At 73.0% G+C, this 18,833-nt stretch carries 18 protein-coding genes, 1 pseudogene and 1 riboswitch; of the genes and pseudogenes, 4 read left to right on the top strand and 15 right to left on the bottom strand.

Translation table 11 applies throughout. The features are described 5' to 3' along the window. Window positions 1-37: 37 nt before the first annotated feature. Both NBH00_RS09325 and NBH00_RS09320 read right to left on the bottom strand, forming a co-directional pair. The gene (locus NBH00_RS09325) at window positions 38-1,138 is read right to left on the bottom strand and encodes a peptidoglycan-binding domain-containing protein (protein ID WP_254573064.1); all 1,101 of its coding nucleotides are present in this window, start codon (window positions 1,136-1,138) and stop codon (window positions 38-40) included. 10 nt (window positions 1,139-1,148) lie between these two features. Further along, window positions 1,149-1,319, bottom strand: a riboswitch (cyclic di-AMP (ydaO/yuaA leader). Between the two features lie 135 nt (window positions 1,320-1,454). Continuing rightward, the gene (locus tag NBH00_RS09320; protein ID WP_254573063.1) at window positions 1,455-2,609 is read right to left on the bottom strand and encodes a M20/M25/M40 family metallo-hydrolase; all 1,155 of its coding nucleotides are present in this window, start codon (window positions 2,607-2,609) and stop codon (window positions 1,455-1,457) included. 20 nt (window positions 2,610-2,629) lie between these two features. On the opposite strand from NBH00_RS09320, the gene NBH00_RS09315 reads away from it, so the two are divergent. After that, window positions 2,630-3,094 carry a peroxiredoxin gene (locus NBH00_RS09315; protein ID WP_254573062.1) on the top strand — a complete coding sequence of 155 codons (465 nt, stop codon included), beginning with the start codon at window positions 2,630-2,632 and terminating at the stop codon, window positions 3,092-3,094. 60 nt (window positions 3,095-3,154) lie between these two features. Here the strand turns inward: NBH00_RS09315 and NBH00_RS09310 are convergent, their stop codons facing one another. From NBH00_RS09310 to NBH00_RS09285, 6 genes and pseudogenes are all read right to left on the bottom strand, one after another. Continuing rightward, window positions 3,155-4,222 (bottom strand): mechanosensitive ion channel family protein, encoded by a 1,068-nt coding sequence (locus NBH00_RS09310; protein ID WP_254573061.1) that lies wholly within the window; start codon window positions 4,220-4,222, stop codon window positions 3,155-3,157. 200 nt (window positions 4,223-4,422) lie between these two features. Next, window positions 4,423-4,803, bottom strand: a pseudogene (locus NBH00_RS09305) (cytochrome P450); the annotation flags it as partial. Window positions 4,804-5,594: 791 nt separating this feature from the next. Further along, window positions 5,595-7,004 (bottom strand): GGDEF domain-containing protein, encoded by a 1,410-nt coding sequence (locus NBH00_RS09300; RefSeq protein ID WP_254573060.1) that lies wholly within the window; start codon window positions 7,002-7,004, stop codon window positions 5,595-5,597. A gap of 58 nt (window positions 7,005-7,062) precedes the next feature. After that, entirely contained in the window at window positions 7,063-8,259 is a 1,197-nt protein-coding gene (gene sufD, locus NBH00_RS09295; RefSeq protein WP_254573059.1) for a Fe-S cluster assembly protein SufD, read from the bottom strand. Next, window positions 8,259-9,722 carry a Fe-S cluster assembly protein SufB gene (gene sufB, locus NBH00_RS09290; RefSeq protein ID WP_254573058.1) on the bottom strand — a complete coding sequence of 488 codons (1,464 nt, stop codon included), beginning with the start codon at window positions 9,720-9,722 and terminating at the stop codon, window positions 8,259-8,261. The genes sufD and sufB overlap by 1 nt, the downstream gene beginning before the upstream one ends. A gap of 110 nt (window positions 9,723-9,832) precedes the next feature. After that, complete coding sequence (locus NBH00_RS09285) at window positions 9,833-10,150, bottom strand: Rieske (2Fe-2S) protein (RefSeq protein WP_254573057.1); 318 nt, start codon at window positions 10,148-10,150, stop codon at window positions 9,833-9,835. 54 nt (window positions 10,151-10,204) lie between these two features. On the opposite strand from NBH00_RS09285, the gene NBH00_RS09280 reads away from it, so the two are divergent. Beyond that, window positions 10,205-11,263 carry a hypothetical protein gene (locus NBH00_RS09280; RefSeq protein ID WP_254573056.1) on the top strand — a complete coding sequence of 353 codons (1,059 nt, stop codon included), beginning with the start codon at window positions 10,205-10,207 and terminating at the stop codon, window positions 11,261-11,263. A gap of 18 nt (window positions 11,264-11,281) precedes the next feature. On the opposite strand, the gene NBH00_RS09275 is transcribed toward NBH00_RS09280, so the two are convergent. Then, a complete protein-coding gene (locus NBH00_RS09275; RefSeq protein WP_254573055.1) occupies window positions 11,282-11,947 on the bottom strand; it encodes a class I SAM-dependent methyltransferase in 666 nt (221 codons plus the stop codon). 138 nt (window positions 11,948-12,085) lie between these two features. Here NBH00_RS09275 and NBH00_RS09270 point away from each other — a divergent pair, with 138 nt between their 5' ends. Further along, the gene (locus NBH00_RS09270; RefSeq protein WP_254573054.1) at window positions 12,086-13,225 is read left to right on the top strand and encodes a hypothetical protein; all 1,140 of its coding nucleotides are present in this window, start codon (window positions 12,086-12,088) and stop codon (window positions 13,223-13,225) included. Between the two features lie 33 nt (window positions 13,226-13,258). Here the strand turns inward: NBH00_RS09270 and NBH00_RS09265 are convergent, their stop codons facing one another. The 6 genes from NBH00_RS09265 to NBH00_RS09240 form a co-directional block, all read right to left on the bottom strand. After that, window positions 13,259-13,582, bottom strand: coding sequence for a hypothetical protein (locus tag NBH00_RS09265; protein ID WP_254573053.1), 324 nt, complete (start codon window positions 13,580-13,582; stop codon window positions 13,259-13,261). A 24-nt stretch (window positions 13,583-13,606) separates the two neighbouring features. Further along, window positions 13,607-14,041, bottom strand: coding sequence for a Fe-S cluster assembly sulfur transfer protein SufU (gene sufU, locus NBH00_RS09260; RefSeq protein ID WP_254573052.1), 435 nt, complete (start codon window positions 14,039-14,041; stop codon window positions 13,607-13,609). 2 nt (window positions 14,042-14,043) lie between these two features. Next, complete coding sequence (locus tag NBH00_RS09255) at window positions 14,044-15,279, bottom strand: SufS family cysteine desulfurase (RefSeq protein WP_254573051.1); 1,236 nt, start codon at window positions 15,277-15,279, stop codon at window positions 14,044-14,046. After that, a complete protein-coding gene (gene sufC, locus NBH00_RS09250; protein WP_254573050.1) occupies window positions 15,276-16,049 on the bottom strand; it encodes a Fe-S cluster assembly ATPase SufC in 774 nt (257 codons plus the stop codon). Before sufC ends, NBH00_RS09255 begins: the two co-directional genes overlap by 4 nt. A 70-nt stretch (window positions 16,050-16,119) precedes the next feature. After that, window positions 16,120-16,617, bottom strand: a complete 498-nt coding sequence (locus NBH00_RS09245) for an RrF2 family transcriptional regulator (protein WP_254573049.1) — start codon at window positions 16,615-16,617, stop codon at window positions 16,120-16,122. An 11-nt stretch (window positions 16,618-16,628) separates the two neighbouring features. Then, on the bottom strand, window positions 16,629-17,780 hold the full coding sequence (locus NBH00_RS09240; protein WP_254573048.1) for an acyltransferase family protein: 1,152 nt from the start codon (window positions 17,778-17,780) through the stop codon (window positions 16,629-16,631). Window positions 17,781-17,890: 110 nt separating this feature from the next. Here NBH00_RS09240 and NBH00_RS09235 point away from each other — a divergent pair, with 110 nt between their 5' ends. Continuing rightward, window positions 17,891-18,829: an acyl-CoA desaturase gene (locus NBH00_RS09235; RefSeq protein ID WP_254573047.1), complete on the top strand. Its 939-nt coding sequence runs from the start codon at window positions 17,891-17,893 to the stop codon at window positions 18,827-18,829. The last annotated feature ends 4 nt before the right edge of the window (window positions 18,830-18,833 follow it).

Below are 18,833 nucleotides of genomic sequence, written 5' to 3'. Positions count from 1 at the left end.
TCCGGAGGGCGTCAGGGTGCGCCCTCCGGCCGGGGGCCTAGAGGCCCGTGGGGTGCGAGACGCCGTAGCCCTTGGTGGGCCGGGTCGCGGACTGCCAGCGGCTGCCGGACGAGCTCGCGCCCGAGGTGTCGAAGCGCAGGCCGGCGACGTACATGAAGACGTGGCCGCTGTTGCCGTAGATCGTCACCCACTGGCCCGGACCGGGGGCGCCCCAGTTCGGGAAGTCACCGGAGACGAGCGGCTGGTCAAGGAGGTTCGCGCCGTGAAGCGCGTAGCTCACGCTGCCGGAGCAGTCGTAGCCCTTGTCCTCCCACTTACCGTGACCGCCGCCGTAGATGTACGGGGTCTTGGCGATCTTGTTGCCCGCGGCGATGATCTCCTTGACGGCGTCCGGCGCGTTCTCCGGAGCGATCGCCAGGCCGTCGGAGCCGACGGTCGCGCGGTCGCCGGGGGCGAGCTTCAGCGGCTGAGCCGCGGAGGCCGCGTCGGTGCCGGCCGAGGCCTGGCCGCGGAGGACGTCGATGTCCGACGCGTCGACGATGTCGTCGACGGGAAGCTTGTTGGCGGCCTCGAACTTCTCGAGCGCGGTGACGGTGCCCGAGCCGAACTCGCCGTCGATCCTCGTCTTGAAGCCGGCGCGGCCGAGGAAGTCCTGGAGGACCTTGATGTCGTGGCCGCTCATGCCGGGGCGGACCGGGATGCGGTCGCCGAGGCTCTGGGTGCCGCCCGTGTTCGTGCCGAAGCCGCCGCCCTCGTACTGGGCGGCGTCGCCGCCGGCCGCCGAGCGGCGCAGGGCGGTGATGGTCTTCGGGCCGACGGTGCCGCTCGCGTCGAGGCGGGCGACGCGCTGGAAGCGCTGCACGGCCTTCTTGAGGCCGGGGCCGAACTGGCCGTCCACCGAGACCTTGATGCCGATCTGCGTCAGGAGCTTCTGCAGCTCCTTCACGTCGCGGCCGGACATGCCGACGCGCAGCGAGCGGTCGCCGAGGTGGCGCGAGGCCGCCGCGGCGGGCGCCGCGGGCAGGATCGCGGGAACCGCGGCCGTGCCGAGCAGGACGGTGCAGGCGATGTGCGTGAGACGACGGCGGGCGGAGCCTGCACGCTGTCTATGGGTACCACGGATACGACTGGGCAGCACGGGGCTGAGACCTCGCTCTTTCGGGCGCCTACGGGGTTAGCTGACGGACTCGGGCTGAAAGAGCTGCCCTACGCCACCGAAGTGACGATTCGCCCCAGTGACCGCGCCTGCGAGAGCGCACGGTCAGTTGGTTCCCCCGATCTCACGCAGCGGGCTGCGCTCGATTCGGCATGTGCATTGACGACCTGCGGAAGGGTACAGAAACCGGGCGCAGAAGGCACGCCCATGTGCGTGCCAGCCCGGATATCCCGGTTTCAAGGGGTTTCCGTAACCATGCCTGGACGGACGTCCGAGGCCTGACAGGGTGTGGAGTCGATCAGGCGTCGACGGATGCGGCCGCGAGGATCGCCTCGAGGACGGCCAGCGCGACCTTCGCGCGGCGCTCGAGCGAGCCCTCCACGACGTACTCGCCGGGCGCGTGCGCGAGGCCGCCGAGCGGCCCCAGCCCGTCGACGCAGAACGGCACCACGTCCCCGAAGTGGCTCGCGTCGCTGGCCCCGCCCCGCTCCCCGGCGACGATCGGCGCACCCAGGCGCCGGGCGGCGTCCGCGAGCACCGGGGCCATCGACGCGCGGTGGTCCATCCCGGGCCAGGCGCGCTGGTTCTCCGCGACGAGCGTCGCGCCGCCGACCTCCGCGGGGATCGCGGCGAGGACGCGGTCGATGGCCCCCAGGCGATCGGCGCGCACGTCGCAGATGAGCTCTCCCGCCGCCGGGACGACGTTGAACGCCCCGCCGGCGCTCATGACGGTGGGGACCGCGGTCAGGTGGTCCGCCCCCTGCGGGTCGTGGCAGGCGGCCACGGCCTGCGCGGCGGCCGCGAGCGCGAGCAGGGCGTTCGCCCCGCCGTCCGGGTTCGCGCCCGAGTGGGCCGAACGACCGGTCGCAACGACCCGGACCGTCCCCGCCGCCTTGCGCTTGACGATGACCGCGTCGTGGCCCTCGGCGTCGAGCTCGCCCGCCTCGAAGCAGAGGCAGGCGTCGAAGCCGGCGAAGCGGGCGGTGTGCGCGAAGCCGCCCAGGCGCCACTCCTCGTCGGTGACGAGCAGCAGCGCCGCCTCCGCGAAGTCCTGCGGGCGGCCCGCGAGCGCGCGCAGCACGCCCAGCGCGAGGACGTCGCCGCCCTTCATGTCGATCGAGCCGGAGCCGACGACGCGCCCGGGGACGGCGGGATCGGCGATCAACGGGGCGTGGTGCTCGTGCGCGACCACGGTGTCGACGTGACCGACGAGGACGATCCGGGCCGCCCCCGTCCCGCGCACCCGCGCGATGAGGTCGTCCGCGTGACCGGCTGACGAGCAGGGCACCCGCTCGATGCTCGCGCCCGGCGGCAGCCGCTCGATCGCCAGCGCGATGACCGCCTCCGCGGCCGCGGCGTCCCCGGAGGGCGAGGAGACGTCCACGAGCGCGCGCAGATCGTCGGTCGCGGTGGCCGCGATCCGGGCGGCGGTCAGGGTGAGCCAGTCGGACATGTCGTGCGTAAGCTAGAAGCATGGCTTCCCTGAACGTCGGCGACCCGGCCCCGGACTTCGAGCTCAAGGGCACGAACGGCCCCTTCAAGCTCTCCGCGCACCGCGGTGAGCGCATCGTCCTCCTCTTCTACCCGGGGGACGACACGACCGTCTGCACGAAGCAGTTCTGCTCCTACCGCGACAACGAGGCCGACATGGCGTCGCTGAACGCGAAGGTCGTCGGCATCTCGACCGGCGACGTCGCCGCGAAGGAGGCGTTCGTCGCCAAGCACGGCCTCAAGACCGAGCTCCTCGCCGACGTGGACGGCGCGGTCGCGGAGCAGTACGGCATCTTCGCCAAGCGCCTGAAGATGGCCAAGCGCACCGTCTTCATCATCGACGAGCAGGGCCGCATCGCGCACAAGCACGGCAACCTCCTCTCGCTGACCTTCGACGACGTGGCCGACCTGAAGGCCGCGCTCGACAAGCTGCCGGCGGCGGCATAGGGGCCGACCGGCGGGCGGCCGAGGGACGCCCCTCCGCGGGGACGACGCCCTCCCCCGTGATCACGCCGCCCGCTCCTCCGCGGGCCGGTGCCACACCGTCTGCTGCGGGAACGGGATCTCGATGCCCGCCTCGTCGAAGGCGGCCTTGATGCGCTCGCGGAGCAGGCGGCTCACGCGCCACTGCTCGGCCGGGGTCGTCTTCACGACGAGGCGGATCGTGACGCCGTTGGCGCCGAGCGCCTCGACGCCCCACAGGTCGGGCTGCTCGAGGACGGAGTCGTGCTCCTTCCAGACGATGTCCGCCGTGTCCTGGATGACCTGCTTGGCGTGCTCGAGGTCGGTGTCGTAGGCCACCTCCACGTCGAGGAGCGAGCGCGACCACAGCTGGCTCTTGTTGCCGACCTTGTTGATCTGGCCGTTCGGGACGTGCCAGACGGTGCCGTCGACGGCGCGCAGGCGGGTCGTGCGGAGCGAGACGAGCTCGACGGTGCCGGACGCGTCGGCGTCGATCTGGACGATGTCGCCGACGCCGAACTGGTCCTCGACGAGGATGAAGACGCCGCTGAGGAAGTCCTTCACGAGGGACTGCGCGCCGAAGCCGACGGCGAGGCCGAGGATGCCGGCGCCGGCGAGCAGCGGGCGCAGGTCGATGCCGACGGCGCCGAGGATCATGAAGCCGGCGATGAGCCCGATGACGAAGGAGACGATCGAGCGCAGGACGCCGGAGAGCGCGTCCATCCGCTGCTCGCCGCGGAGGCTGTTCTCCCCGGTGGAGGCGAGGACGTTCGACATCGGACGGGCGCGGGCCGCGCCGTGCTCGTCCTGGCGGGCCCGCCGGCGGCGCCGGACCGTCTCGGGCAGCGCGAGCGCCCCGGGCTGCAGATGCGAGAGCAGCGTCCGCACCCCGCGGCGCGCGAGGCGGTTCGCGACGAAGGCGATGAGCAGGATGCCCGCGATGCGCAGCGGCACCCCGATGAACGTGTCCGAGAGCGTCGACAGCGTGCGGTTGTCGGTCGCGTTGAGGAGCGTCCGGCACCAGAAGTGCGGGCTGGAACCGCAGACCGACGTCATCCGGTGCGTGGAGACGTCGGCGAGCGCGGGCAGGGCGAGGAAGGACGACAGGGCCATGCTCCTGTGGTCTCCGCAGGCCCCGGATCGAAACCCGGGGTGGGTCGGGATCCGGCCGATCAGCCCTCGGGCTTCACCGGGAGTGACGCGAGCTGGTTGATGAAGAGCGCCTGCGCCATCCTCGGCTCGCCCGCGAGGGTCATCGCGGGAAAGCGCTTCAGTGTCTCCTCGAACATGACGCGGAGCTCGAGCCGGGCGAGGGCGGTCCCGAGGCAGAAGTGCCGGCCGCCGGCTCCGAAGGCCTGGTGGCCCGGCCGGCGGGTGACGTCGAAGCGGTCGGGGTCCTCGTAGACGGCCTCGTCGCGCCCGGTCGACGGGTACCACATGACGACCTTGTCGCCCTTGGCGATCGGGCAGCCGCCGAGCTCGGTGTCGGTCGTCGCCGTCCGGCGGAAGTGGGCGAAGGACGGAACATCCGCAGCATCTCCTCGACCGCGTCGGGGATGAGCGCCGGGTCGTCGAGCAGCATCCGGCGTTGGTCGGGGTGTTCGATGAGCGCGCGCATCCCGCTGCAGTACGTCGCCTTCGTCGAGTCGTTGCCCGCGACCATCAGGAGGATGAAGCCGGAGATGATCTCCCACTCCGTCAGCGTCTCGCCGTCGACCTCGGCGTGCACGAGGACGGACGTGAGGTCGTCGGTCGGGTCCGCGCGCCGGCGGGCGATGAGCTCCTGGCAGCGCCGGGCGACCTCGGGCATGTCGCGCTCCATGACCGACTCCGGGCCCTCCGGGTTGATGCCGGGGTCGTCCGCGCTGACGATCGCGTTCATGAGGTCGGCCCAGACCGCGTCGTCGGCGGGGTCGATGCCCATGAAGCGGCCGATGACCCGCGAGACGATCGACTGGGCGACGTCGGTCGTCAGCTCCACGGTGTCCCGGCCGCGCAGGCCGTCGAGGACCTCGCAGGTGATCGCCCGGATCTCGTCCTCGTGCTCGGCGATCCGCCGCGGGGTGAAGCCCCGCTGGAAGAGCGCCTTCAGCCGGTCGTGCTTCGGGGGGTCCATCCCGATGAACATGCCGTTCTGGATCTCGAGCGGGAAGAACCGCGCGGGCATGGCGAGCATCCCGCCGACCTCGGAGGAGAAGGTCTGCCAGTCGCGGCTGACCTGGTGCACGTGCTCCTGGGTCGTGACCGACCAGAAGCCGCCCTCCTCCGGCCACTCGCTCATGCCGGGGCTCCAGTGCACGGGACACTCCGCCCGCAGCCGGGCGAACTGCCGCAGCGGCGGGCCGTCGGACCAGTGCTCGCGGTCGGCGAGGCGCAGGTCCTCGAGCGGGACGTCGGGCGTCTGCGGGACCGGGTCGGTGAGCGGCGACATGAGGTCACCCAACCAGAGGCCTCGACACCCGGTCAAGCCGGTTGCGGCGCGGGTTCAGACCGGGGTGGCGAACTCGTTGCCGCGGGCCACGCGCCCGCCGCCCGCGCGCTTGGCGCGGTACATCGCCTGGTCGGCGCGCACCAGCGCGTCGAGCGTGTCGCCGGTCCCCGCCCCGAGCGCCGCGACACCGACGCTGATGGTCGTCCACGCGTCGCCGTCCGCGGTGTGGAGGCGCAGCGCCGCGACGGCGTCGCACAGGACCTGCGCCAGGACGCACGCGCCCGCCACGGTGGTCGCGGGCAGGAGGACGCCGAACTCGTCGCCCCCGATGCGGGCGGCCACGTCGGTCTCGCGCAGGCGGTCGGTGAGGACGCCGGCGACGTCCTGCAGCAGCCGGTCGCCCGCCGGGTGGCCGAGGGTGTCGTTCACGACCTTCAGCCGGTCGAGGTCGATGATGAGCAGGGAGCAGGCGACGCCCGCCCGGGCCGCGACGGCGGCCGCGTGCGCGAGCTCCTGGTCGAAGCGGTGGCGGTTGTAGAGCCCGGTGAGCGCGTCGTGGTTGGCGAGCGCGACGAGCTCCGCCTCGAGGACCCTTCCGCGCGCCGCGTACAGGCTGAGCTGCCCGGCGACCCGCGTGATCAGGACCGTGAGGACGACGGCGGTCGACGCCGCGAGCCACCATGTCCCGGCCCGCTGGCCGAAGATGCCGGCCTCGCCGAGCCGGAGCCGGATCCAGCCGAGGACGAGGGGCAGCGCGATCCCGAGGGGCAGCAGCCGTCGCAGCATCATGCCGCCGGGGTCGTCGGTCGTCGCGAGCGCGACGAGGCGCCCGTGCGGCCGCGCGAGGAGGACCCCGGTCGCGAGGCAGAGGACGCAGACCCCCGTGCCGAGCGCCATCTTCGCGGCCGACGCCGGCCCGTACAGGCCGGGGATCTCGTAGAGGTAGCCGATGAGCGTGAGCATGCCCACGACGGCCACCGGCAGGACGAGGAGCTCGGCCGGGCGCCAGCGACCGACCGGGCGGGCGTCGAGCAGCAGCAGGGCCGCGCCGACGAGGAGGAGGCAGAGCGCGGTCGTCGGGGCCAGGCGCCCCGGGTGCGCGGCCCCGACGCGGTGACCGGCGGTGTCGCGGAAGAGGAACTCGTCGAGCCCGGAACGCCAGCCGAGGAGGTACTCGGCGAGGACCGTCACACCGACGAGCAGCCCGATGAGCGCAGCGGCGTCCGCGAGCCGGCGACGCCGGGGCGACGGCGCGTCGATGAGCAGGAAGAGGCCGGCGGCAAGGGCGAGGAGCCCGACCGCGGTCTGCCACTTCATCCCGACGGTGCCGGGGACGATGCTCCGCAGGGCCGGGTCGCCGGCGACCCAGCCGCCGAGGAACACGACCAGCGCGACGACCGCCACGAGCGCGCACGCGGCCCGGCAGACGCGCCGGAGGCTGGGAGCGGGGACGCCGGACGTCACATCACCATAGTCGGCAGTCCGGCGCGTCACCTATAGACGCATGGCACGCGCCCGGGCGTCAGCCGAGGACGGCGGCGAGCCGGGCGTCGAGCGCCTCGGCGACCGCGTCGCGCACGATGCCCTCCTCGAAGCGCTCGACGAGCGCCTGGAGGAAGCCCTCGATGACGAGCCGCTGCGAGGTCCCCTCGGAGAGCCCGCGCGAGCGGAGGTAGAACAGCTGCTCGGCGTCGATCTTCGCGATCGCCGCCGCGTGGGTGCAGCGGACGTCGTCGGCGAGGATCTCGAGGCCCGGGATCGCGTCCGCGTGGGCCTTGCCGCCGAGGAGCAGGTTGCGCGACTCCTGGAAGGCGTCGGTCTGCTGCGCGTCCTTGTCGACCTGGATCATGCCGCGCCAGACGGTGCGCGAGCGGCCGTCGAGGATGCCGCGGAACGCGAGGTCGCTCGTCGTCGACTCCGCCGCGTGCTCCTGCAGGGTGTCGAAGTCGAGGTGCTGGCGGCCGTGCGTCGCGTACGCGCCGGTGACCGAGGCGTGGGCGCCGCGGCCGTCGAGCTTCGTCTCGAGGAAGACCTTGCCGAGCTTCGCGCCGAAGCCGAGCGTGATCCAGTCCAGGTGGCCGTCGCGCGCGACGATCGCGCGCTGGGTGCCGAGGATCGTCGACTGCTCGTTCAGGTTCTGGGCGCCGATGTAGCGCAGGCGCGCGTTCTGCCCGACCGACAGCTCGACGACGGTGTTGACGAGGCCCTCGGTCTCGTCGTCGGCGGAGAAGAGCTCGTCCCAGACCTCCGCCTGGGCGCCCTCCTCGAGCACGACGAGCGTGCGCGTGTTGAGCGACGTGCCGGCCTGCTCGTGGACGGCCGAGAGGTGGATCGGGGCCTCGACGTGCACGTTGCGCGGCACGTAGACGAAGGCGCCGTCGGTCCACTGGGCGGCGTTGCGCGCGACGAGCGGCGAGTCCTTCACGACCGAGCCGAGGTGCTTCTCGACGATGTCCGGGTGGCGCTCGCGCGCGACGGCGAGGCTGAGGACGACGGGGCCCTCGGACGTGGCCGTCGCCTCGGCGTCGGAGGCGGCGACCGTGACCGTGCCCTCGACGTCGTGGAACAGCGCGCGGCCCGCGTGGGCCGCCGCGTCCCCGCCGGGGGCGGGCGCGAAGCTGTCGGGGTCGACCTTGTCGAGCGGCGTGAACTCCCACCCCGGCGTGCCCTTGAACGAGGGCAGCGGCGGGAACGCCGTGGTGGTGTCGACGGCGGCCATCAGCCGATCGACCCTTCCATCTGCAGCTCGATGAGCCGGTTCATCTCGACGGCGTACTCCATCGGGAGCTCCTTGACGATCGGCTCGATGAAGCCGTTGACGATGAGCTTGCCCGCGTCCTCCTCGGAGATCCCGTGGGACATGAGGTAGAAGAGCTGCTCGTCGCCGACCTTGGAGACGGTCGCCTCGTGTCCGACGTCGACGTCGTCCTCGCCGATGCGGATCGTCGGGTACGTGTCCGAGCGGCTGTCCTCGTCGAGGAGCAGCGCGTCGCAGACGACCTTCGACTTCGAGCCGTGGGCGCCCTTGGCGACCTCGAGCAGCCCGCGGTAGGAGCTGCGGCCGCCGTCCTTGGAGATCGACTTGGCGAAGATGTTCGACGTCGTGTTCGGCGCGGCGTGGACGATCTTCGCGCCGGCGTCCTGGTGCTGGCCGGCGCCGGCGAAGGCGATCGACAGGACCTCGCCGTGGGCGCGCTCGCCCGTGAGGTAGACGGCCGGGTACTTCATCGTGAGCTTCGACCCGAGGTTGCAGTCGACCCACTCGACCGTCGCGTCGCGCTCGGCGACGGCACGCTTCGTCACGAGGTTGTAGACGTTCTGCGACCAGTTCTGGACGGTCGTGTAGCGGATGCGGGCGCCGGGCTTCGCGATGAGCTCGACGACGGCGGAGTGCAGGGAGTCGCCGCTGTAGGTCGGGGCGGTGCAGCCCTCGACGTAGTGCACGTAGGAGCCCTCGTCGGCGATGATGATCGTCCGCTCGAACTGGCCCATGTTCTCCGTGTTGATGCGGAAGTAGGCCTGCAGCGGCATCTCGACGTGGACGCCCGGCGGGACGTAGACGAACGAGCCGCCCGACCACACGGCGCTGTTGAGCGCGGCGAGCTTGTTGTCGTTCGGCGGGATGATCGTCGCGAAGTACTCCTTCACGAGGTCCTCGTGCTCACGGAGCGCCGTGTCCATGTCGGTGAAGATCACGCCCTGCTTCTCGAGGGCCTCGTTCACCTGGTGGTAGACGACCTCGGACTCGTACTGGGCGCCGACGCCGGAGAGGAACTTGCGCTCCGCCTCCGGGATGCCGAGGCGGTCGAACGTCTTCTTGACGTCCTCGGGCACGTCGTCCCAGGAGCGCTCGGCCTTCTCGGACGCGCGGACGAAGTAGTGGATGTCGTCGTAGTCGACGTCGGCGAGCATGGGGCTGCCCCACGTCGGCTGCGGACGGTCGAGGAAGTACTGCAGCGCCTTCAGGCGGAAGTCGCGCATCCACTGCGGCTCGTTCTTCATCTCGGAGATCGTCGCCACGACCTCCTTGTTGATGCCCTTCGGCGCCTTGTAGAGGTAGCCGTCCTCGCCGTCGTGGAACCCGTAGCGCTCGGTGTAGTCGCTACCCAGTCCCTTGAGGGCGGCTTCGTCGGCCGTGAGAGCCTTGGCGGAGGTGGGCTTGATCTTCTCGGGCGTGGCCATCAGATGGTCTCCAGCGTGGTTTTCCGGCGGTGGGATCGTAAATCCGATTCCCTCGGTAGGACATAGTACCGACCCGCCTGGCCGCCGCCCCTTCCGGGCGCCCCGGAGCGTCAGTCCACGTCGATGCGCACGATGCCGCCGGAGACGGTCACCGGGAAGGTCTCGACCGGCTGGTAGGCCGGGAGCGTCTTCGGCACGCCGGTCCGCAGGTCGAAGAGCGATCCGTGGCGGGGGCATTCGATCGTGCAGGCGGCGGCATCGATCGGCCCGTCGCCGAGCGGGCCGTCGTCGTGGGAGCAGCGGTCCTCGATGGCGTAGAGCGTGCCGCCGACGTTGACGACGGTGATGTCCAGGTCGTCGTGCTCGATCGTCCGGCGGGCGCCGGGCGGCAGCTCGTCGAGGGGGCAGATGTCGATCAGCGGGCTCATCGTGGGCCGCCATGGTGACACGCCAAAGCCGTACCTGATGCAATAGGTCGCGACATGGCTGACGACGAGACGACCACGCCCCCCGCCGAGACGACCCAGGCGCCCGACCCGGCGCCCGCGGCCGAGGCGGCCCCGGCCCCGGTCGACCCGGCGCCGGCCGCCGAGCCCGCGCCTGCGGATTCGGTGCCCGCGGCCGAGGCGCCGGCGGCCCCGGCGGAGGCAGCGGCGGCGCCCGCCGCCGAGGGTGACGCCCCCGCGGCGCCCGCCACCGAGGGTGGCGCGCCCGCCGCGCCCGCCGCCGAGGGTGACGCCCCCGCCCCGGGCGACAAGCCGAAGCGCCGCCGCTCGCGCGGTGGCGGCAGCAAGGTCGCCAAGGCCTGGGGCGTGAAGGCCGCGAACGTCGACGGCGTCCCGACGACCGACCTCACCCCGACCGGCGAGGGCGTCCCCGTCGGGGGCCAGCCGCGCCGGCAGGGCGGCGGCGGCAAGGGCAAGGGCGGCGGCAAGCGCCCCGACCGCGGCCCGCGCCCGCCGCGCGAGAAGGGCCCCCTCCCCTTCGACGAGCTCCGCGAGGCCGCGCGCACGATCGTCGAGATCCACGGCAAGCGCACCGCGCTGAAGGACGCCTTCGGCGAGCTCGCGCAGAAGGAGCGCGACCAGCTCTCCGAGATCGTCGCGTCCGACGGGGACTTCCGCGTCCGCGCCCGCGCCATCTCCGCCGGCTCGCTGAGCGCCGGCAAGATCGGCAAGGCGCTCGCCGCCCAGCAGATCGCCATCGCCGACGTCCAGGACCTCTGGGCGCTGACCCTCTCCAAGGAGGACGCGGCCGAGCGCCAGTCCTGGATCCGGAACGCCAAGCGGCGGGACGAGGAGCGGGCGAAGAAGCAGGCCGAGCGCCGCAACAGCGCCGACCGCATCTCCAAGGAGGACATGGCGAAGGCCCGCGACGGCCACGTCGGCGCGAAGGTCCGCATGGACCCGGCGATCCTCGCCGCGTTCGGCGGCGGCGACGCCACCCCCGCCGCGGAGACGGACGCCGAGCGCGAGGAGCGCAAGGCGAAGAAGGCCAAGAAGCAGCAGCAGTCGAGCGTGCTCGACCGCCTCGGCTACTAGCCGGGCTCGCCGTCCGGCCTACGTCGCCCGCGCCACCACGGTCGTGCGGTCGACCTCGTCGACGATCCGCCACCCGGGGAGCGCGTCCGGCCCACGGAAGAGGGCGTCGACGACGGCCGTCGGCCCCTCGAGGCCGCGCCCGCGGGGCTGCCCGAGGCGCGAGTCGTGGACGAGGACGACGCCGTCGGCGGCGACGTGGCCGTGGAAGCCGTCCCAGTCGCGGCGGCAGCCCTCCTCGGAGTGGTCGCCGTCGATGAAGAGCAGGTCGATCGGATCGGTCCAGCGGGGCGCGAGATCCTGGCTCAGCGCGACGTGCCAGTGCACCGACGGCGCGTCCGGGCCGCGGCGGGCGGCGGCACGGGCGACGACCTTGCGGGTCGCGGGCTCGAGCGCTCCCCAGCCGGCCGGCAGCGCGTCGGGATGCTCGCCGAACGGGTCGACGAGGTGCAGCTCGCTGCCCGGGTCCATCCAGCCGGCGAGCAGTGCGGCGGAGCCGCCCTCGTAGACGCCGAGCTCGACGACGCGGCGGCGGCCGCGGCACAGCCGCTGCAGGAGCGCGGCCTCCTCCCCGGAGTGCATCGCCCGCGGCGGGATGAGCCCGCTGCCGACGGCGAGCGCCCGCAGGCGGACGTCGTGCTTGAGCGCGGCGGGGGTGGCGCGGCGGAGGGCGGACGGCAGCTGCACCGCCCCGAGGCTACCGGCGCGCCGCGGGGCGGGTGGCGCGGCGGCGTGGCGCGGGGTGGCTGCAACGGGACTGCCGGATTCGGCACCCCCGCGTTGTTACCGTGCCCTTCCGGTCTGCGGGGACCGGCCCCTGCTCACATGCTCCGTCCCTCCTCCCCATCGTCCTTCCGCCGCCCCCGGACGGTCGCCGTCGTCGCGGTCTCCGCCGGCGTCGCGCTCGCGGGAGCGCTCGGGACGTCCGCCTCCGCCGACCTGCAGAGCCGCCTCGGCGCCTCGCAGGCGAAGGACCGGCAGCTGCAGCAGGGCATCGCGGCCGACGCGTCCCACATCCAGGGCTTCCAGGGCCGGATCGACGACCTGCGACAGCGGCTCGACGTCCTCCAGGGGACGCTCACCGGCGAGGAGGAGCAGCTCACGAGCCTGCAGACGAGCCTCCGCCACGCCCGCGCCCACCTGACGATCCTGCGCCTCCGCTACGTGCAGGACCGCAGGACGCTCGCCCGGCAGCTCGTCGGTCAGTACGAGGCGCCGAAGCCGTCGCTCGTCGACGTCGTGCTGCACGCGCACGGCTTCGCCGACCTCCTCGAGCTCGCCGACCAGTTCCGCGAGCTCTCCCAGCACAACGCGACGGTCGCCGGGGACGTCAGGGCGGCCCGCACCCGCGTCGGGCTCCAGACCGACCGCCTCACCGAGCTCGAGGCCCGCCAGGAGCGCGTCACCCAGGCGCTGCAGGCCCAGCGTGACGAGATCGCCCAGCTGAAGCTCGCCGTCGTCGACCGGCAGCTCGTCTACGTCCGCGCGCGCTCGGCCAAGAGCGCCGAGCTGACGAGCCTGCGGGCGAACCGCGGACGCCTCGAGAAGCAGCTCGCCGCGATCCAGGCGAAGAACGCGCGGATCTTCGCCTCGGCCGCGAGCGGCTCGGGTCCGGGTCTGCCCTCCGGCGGCGCCCCCGCCTTCTCCGCCCACGCCGGCACGTACGGCTTCTTCCAGGCGCCGGGGACGAACTACAGCGTCGGGGACACGCCCCGCATCGCCGCGCGCCTGGACGTCATGGGCAAGGCGCTACACCTGCACCTCATCGGCATCTCCGGCTACCGCACGCCGCAGCACTCCGTCGAGGTCGGCGGCTTCGCGAACGACCCGCACACGCGCGGCCAGGCGTCCGACACGCCCGGGCTGGAGGGCGTCCCCGAGGCGACGCTCAACAAGTACGGCCTCACGCGCCCGTTCGGCGGCGCGGCCGAGCTGGACCACGTGCAGCTCCTCGGCTCGATCTGAGCCGGCGGCGCGCTGCGCGCTGCGCGCTGCGCCTCAGCGGTGCGAGCGGCGCCGCTCGACCGTCAGGCGCCGGGGCCGCGCGGCGGCCGGGCGCGGCGACGCCTCGGCGTCCGGGTCGATCGCGGCCGACTCGGCGAGCGCCGCCTCCGCGGCCGCGGCGTCCCGCGCGCGCCGCCACGCGGGCGACCCGCGCAGGCAGCGGTCGAGCACGGCGAGCAGCGCCAGCACCCACGCGACCTGCAGGACGACGAGCAGCGCCGTCGCGCCCCGCTCGGACAGCCGTCCGAGCAGCCAGACCTCGAGGATCGGCAGCGCGTAGGCCACCGCGCCGAACCAGCCGAGGCGGGTCGTGAGCACGGCGCCGGACCCGATCCGCCGGTCCTAGAGCGCGTCGGCTCCGCCGGCGGGGCGCACGCCCTCGGGGACGTCCACCTCCCAGGCCGCCGTCGCGCCGCCGAGCCCGGCGGACTTCAGGACCTTGAGGGAGAGCAGCGCGCACTTCATGCGCGTCGCCGAGATCTCGATCCCGAGGAGGTCGAGGACGAAGGACTTGTCGAGCTGCAGGAGGTCGTCGACCTTCATCCCGATGACCTCGTCGGAGGCCATCGACGCCGACGCCTGCGAGATCGCGCAGCCGTGCCCGTCGAAGCGGATGTCCTCCACGGTGCCGTCGTCGGAGACCTTGAGCATGACCTTCAGCTCGTCGCCGCAGAGCGGGTTGTTGTCCTCGGCCTCGAGGTCGGGATCCTCCATGGGGCCCCAGTGGTGCGGGCGCTTGTAGTGCTGGAGGATCTCCTCGCGGTACATGTCGTCCATGGTCAGTCTCCGAAGAGCTCGTGCACCCGGCCGAGCCCGGCGATGAGGGCGTCGACGTCGGCGTGCGTGTTGTGCACCCCGAAGGACGCGCGCGTGCTCGCGCCGATCCCGAGGAGCTTCATGAGGGGCTTCGCGCAGTGGTGGCCGGCGCGGACGCAGACCCCCTGACGGCCGAGGATGTCCGCGACGTCGTGCGGGTGCGCGTGGTCGAGGTGGAAGGACACGAGGCCGCCGCGCTCGGCCGCCGAGGCGGGGCCGTGGATGTGCAGCCCGGGCTGGCCCGCGAGCTGCTCGAGCGCGTAGGCGGTGAGGTGCTGCTCGTGCGCGCGGATCACCTCGAGGCCGCCGAGCGACGCGATGAACCGCAGCGCCGCGCCGAGCCCGATGGCCTCCGCGATCGGGCCGGTGCCGGCCTCGAACTTCGCGGGCAGCTCGGCCCAGGTCGACCGCTCGATCGTGACGTTCGCGATCATGTGGCCGCCGCCGAGGAACGGCGGCATCGCCTCGAGGAGCGCGCGCCGGCCGTGGAGCAGGCCGAGGCCCGTCGGCCCGTAGGCCTTGTGGGCGGTCCAGACGTAGAAGTCGGCGCCGAGGGCGGCCGCGTCGACGGGGATCTGCGGGACCGCCTGCGAGCCGTCGACGAGGACGATCGCGCCCGCGGCGTGGGCCCGCTCGATGATGTCGGCGACCGGGTTGATCGTCCCCAGGACGTTCGAGATGTGCGCGACGGCGACGAGCTTCACATCGCCCTTGGCGAGCTCCTCGTCGAGGACGTCGAGGCGCAGATGGCCGTCGTCGGTGACGGGGACCGCGGCGAGCGTCGCACCGGTCATCTCGCAGGCGAGCTGCCACGGGACGATGTTCGAGTGGTGCTCCATCGTCGTCGTGAGGATGCGGTCACCGGGCCCGAGGTTCGTGCGGGCCCAGGTGTAGGCGACGAGGTTCACGGCCTCCGACGCGTTGCGCGTGAAGATCGTCTCCTCGACGCCCCAATTCACGATCCGCGCGGCCTCGGCGCGCGCGGCCTCGTAGAGGTCGGTCGCCTCCTCGGCGAGGGGGTAGACCCCACGGTGCACCGACGCGCGGTGCGACCCGTAGTAGTCCGCCATCGCCTCCAGGACGGGCAGCGGCGTCTGGGACGTCGCCGCGCTGTCGAGGTAGACGAGGCCCTCGCGCTCCAGCGTCGGGAACGTCCCGGGCGGGACGAGACCCTGCTGCGAGGCGACCGACGCGGTCATGACGCGGTCGCGGCCGCGACCTGCTGCTCGATCCAGCCGTAGCCCTCGGCCTCGAGGCGCTCGACGAGCTCGGGGCCGCCCTCGTGGACGATCCGGCCCTGGAACATGATCGAGACGCGCTCGGGCTTCACGAGATGCAGGATGCGCTGGTAGTGGGTGATGATGAGGACGCCGGTGCCGTTGGCCCGCGCGACCTCGTTGACGCCCTCCGCGATCGTGTTGAGCGCGTCGATGTCGAGGCCGGAGTCGGTCTCGTCGAGGATCGCCGTGACCGGCTTCTGCAGCGCGAGCTGGAGGGTCTCCAGGCGCTTCTTCTCGCCGCCGGAGAAGCCGTCGTTCAGGTAGCGCGAGGACCAGTTCTTCGGGACCTTGCAGAGCTGCATGGCCGTCTCGACGGTCTGGCGGAACTCCTTCAGCGAGACCTCCGCCTCGCCCTTGGCGACGCGGTGCGCGTTCATGACGGTGCGCAGGTACTTCGCGATCGTCACGCCGGGGATGGCGACCGGGTACTGGAAGGCCATGAAGAGGCCGAGCTGCGCGCGCTCGTCGGGGGACGCCTCGGTGATGTCCTCGCCGCCGAAGAGGATCTGCCCCTCGGTGACCTCGAGCGACGGGTGGCCCATGATCGCGTTCGCGAGCGTCGACTTGCCCGACCCGTTCGGGCCCATGAGGGCGTGGATCTCGCCCGGCTTGACCGTGAGGTCGAGCCCGCGCAGGATCTGCTTGTCGCCGGCCTGGACGTGGAGGTTGCGGATCTCGAGCTGACTCATCGGTGTCGGGTGTCGCTTTCGGGGTCGGGAGGGTCGGTACGGCGGAAGGTGTCGGGGTGGGACGGGTGGTTCAGCCGGCGGTGACCGCGGCAGGGACCGCGGCGATGGGCCGGGGCGCGGCGGGCGTCGTGTCGCGGACGGCGAAGGCGACGAGCTCGGCGAGCGTCGTCTGCTGGAGCTTCTCCATGACGCCGCCCTGCACGCGCATCCACAGGAGCTTCGTCGCGCACCCGTGCCCGCTGTCGGACTCGTGGGAGCACAGCACACGCGGGCTGTCGGTGTCGTCCACGAAGCACGTCATCGGCGCGACGGCGCCCTCGAGGGCGACGATGACCTCGTCCATCGAGACGGTCGCGGGGTCGCGCGTGAGGCGGTAGCCCCCGTGCGCGCCGCGCGTCGACTCGACGAGCCCGGCCTTCTTCAGGAGGGCGACGATCCGCTCGAGGTACGCGAGCGGCAGACCTTCGGCCTCGGCGATCGCCTTGAGCGACACCGGATGGTCCGCGCCGTGGCGCCCGAGCTCGACGAGGAGCCGCACGCCGTACTCCGCCTTCGTCGTGAAGATCATGAACGTCAATCCTACCAACGCGGTCGGAGATAAGGTCGCCGCCGCCGGAGAGCCGGCTCCTCGACGAGCCACCACAGGATCGCGGCCGCGACGACGCTCCCGGCGACCATCCCCGCGACGTTGATCCACAGCTGCGTGGAGACGCCGAGGCCGGACGGCAGGTGGCGGCGCAGCTCGCGCCCCGCGGCGATGTGCACGAGGTAGATCCCGTAGGACCAGCGCCCGAGGGCGTGCGCGGCGCGGGACTCGACGACGCCCGGCACCGAGCCCGCCGCCCACTGCCACAGCAGCGCGCCGGCGAGCAGGCCGCCGCCCATCGTGGCGTGGAGGTACTCCACGCGCAGCGGCGGCACGCGGGGGCTGCTGAGCGCGAGCCCGGCGAGGACGGCCGCGGCACCGGCGAGCAGCAGCAGCGCGAGCGCGCGCCCGGCCGTGCGGTGGGCCGCGAGCCACGGGCGCAGCCGTCCCTCGCAGGCCGCGAGCAGCAACCCCGGCGTGAACGCCCAGGCCGTCGCGAGGATCGTCAGCGACCAGTCCCCCGCCGGATCGTGGCCGTTGAAGGCGAGGCTCGCGACGGTGACGAGCGCGACCCCGCCGCCGACGACGGCGGCGCGCCGGCGCGGGCCCGGGGCGCCGCGGAGGACCGTCGCCGCGAGCACCGCGGCGAGCACGGGCAGCGCGAGGTAGAACGCGAGCTCGCAGCCGAGCGTCCACCCCTGCGGCAGGACGCCGTCGAGCTGCGCGGTGCCCGTGTTCTGCGCGAAGGCGAAGAGCCGCAGGACCTGCAGGCCGTCGTGGTCGTACGTGCCGAAGCGGACGAGGACGAGCGCGAGCACGACCCAGAAGGCGGGGACGATCCGGCGCAGCCGCCGCGAGAGGTAGCCGGCGGTCTGCGGCCGCGGCGTCCCGTCGAGCAGCGCCCGCACCCACGGGCCGCCGACGAGGTAGCCGGAGAGGGCGAAGAAGACCCACACGCCGGCGCTGCCCTGGGCGAGCAGCGGGCCGAGCGGCGAGACCGCGCCGGGGTCGCCGCGGTACGGATCGCCGAGGCCGTAGGCGACACCCTGCTCGGCGTGGAAGAGGACGACGGCGAGCGCGGCGAGCGCCCGCAGCGCGTCGCCCGCGGCGACGTACCCCGGGCGGTCGGTGGCGCTCGGCGTCACGCGGCGACAGTCTGCCAGCCGCGCCGCTGCGGGCGGGCCCGCCACCGGCCGGGGTGGGGACAGCCCCCCAATCCGTCGACTTCGGGGCGCCCAGGCCCCACGATGGGGGAGTGTCGACCATCGCCCCGCCCGCGCGCCCGCTGCGCGACGACGTCCAGCCCACCTCGAACGAGACGCTCGACCGCGTCCTCACCGGGACGATCACCGCGCTGCCGGTCATCGCGATCGGCCTCGCCGCCTGGCAGGCCTGGGGCGGCGCGCTCGGCTACAGCGACCTCGTCGTCTTCGCCGTCTTCTACCTCTGCACGTCGCTCGGCATCACCGTCGGCTTCCACCGGATGCTCACCCACCGCGCCTTCGAGGCGAAGCCGTGGGTCCGCGGGATGTTCGCGATCTTCGGCTCGGTCGCCGTCGAGGGCCCCGTCGTCGCCTGGGTCGCCGATCACCGCAAGCACCACGCGTTCTCCGACCAGGAGGGCGACCCGCACTCCCCGCACGTCGACCACGGCCACGGCCTCAAGGGCGCGCTGCGCGGCCTGCTGCACGCCCACGTCGGCTGGATCTTCAAGCACGACCAGCGCGCGCTGAAGACCCGCTACGCGCCGGACCTCCTGGCCGACCCGGTCATCGCGTGGGTCAACCGGACCTTCCTGCTGTGGGTCGCCGCGGGCCTCGTCCTCCCCTTCGGCCTCGGCTGGCTCCTCGGCGGCTCGCTCCACACGGCGCTCACCGGCCTGCTGTGGGGCGGCTTCGTGCGGATGTTCCTCCTGCACCACGTCACCTACGCCATCAACTCGCTCTGCCACTTCTTCGGCAGCCGCCCGTACGACTCGGGCGACCACTCGCGCAACCTCGCCTGGCTCGCGCCCTTCTCGATGGGCGAGTCGTGGCACAACAACCACCACGCCTTCCCGACCTCCGCGGCCCACGGCCTGCGCTGGTGGCAGGTCGACGTCAGCGCGCTCGTTATCCGCGGGATGGAGCGCCTCGGGCTCGTCTGGAACGTCGTCCGCGTGCCGCCGGAGCGGCAGGCCGCGAAGGCGCGGTAGGCGG

Origin of the sequence: Paraconexibacter antarcticus, from assembly GCF_024220175.1 — a bacterium.
Lineage (GTDB): Bacteria > Actinomycetota > Thermoleophilia > Solirubrobacterales > Solirubrobacteraceae > Paraconexibacter > Paraconexibacter antarcticus.
Note: the sequence above shows the minus strand (reverse complement) of the source record. Positions and strands in the feature narration are given on the sequence as shown.

Bases quoted from the DNA above. Each gene is read 5' to 3' on its own strand.
- NBH00_RS09255 (WP_254573051.1), bottom strand. From the start codon at position 15,279: ATGACCGCGTCGGTCGCCTCGCAGCAGGGTCTCGTCCCGCCCGGGACG.
- sufD (WP_254573059.1), bottom strand. From the start codon at position 8,259: ATGGCCGCCGTCGACACCACCACGGCGTTCCCGCCGCTGCCCTCGTTC.
- sufU (WP_254573052.1), bottom strand. From the start codon at position 14,041: ATGGACGACATGTACCGCGAGGAGATCCTCCAGCACTACAAGCGCCCG.
- NBH00_RS09280 (WP_254573056.1), top strand. From the start codon at position 10,205: ATGGCTGACGACGAGACGACCACGCCCCCCGCCGAGACGACCCAGGCG.
- NBH00_RS09270 (WP_254573054.1), top strand. From the start codon at position 12,086: ATGCTCCGTCCCTCCTCCCCATCGTCCTTCCGCCGCCCCCGGACGGTC.
- sufC (WP_254573050.1), bottom strand. From the start codon at position 16,049: ATGAGTCAGCTCGAGATCCGCAACCTCCACGTCCAGGCCGGCGACAAG.
- NBH00_RS09320 (WP_254573063.1), bottom strand. From the start codon at position 2,609: ATGTCCGACTGGCTCACCCTGACCGCCGCCCGGATCGCGGCCACCGCG.
- NBH00_RS09285 (WP_254573057.1), bottom strand. From the start codon at position 10,150: ATGAGCCCGCTGATCGACATCTGCCCCCTCGACGAGCTGCCGCCCGGC.
- sufB (WP_254573058.1), bottom strand. From the start codon at position 9,722: ATGGCCACGCCCGAGAAGATCAAGCCCACCTCCGCCAAGGCTCTCACG.
- NBH00_RS09315 (WP_254573062.1), top strand. From the start codon at position 2,630: ATGGCTTCCCTGAACGTCGGCGACCCGGCCCCGGACTTCGAGCTCAAG.
- NBH00_RS09310 (WP_254573061.1), bottom strand. From the start codon at position 4,222: ATGGCCCTGTCGTCCTTCCTCGCCCTGCCCGCGCTCGCCGACGTCTCC.
- NBH00_RS09245 (WP_254573049.1), bottom strand. From the start codon at position 16,617: ATGATCTTCACGACGAAGGCGGAGTACGGCGTGCGGCTCCTCGTCGAG.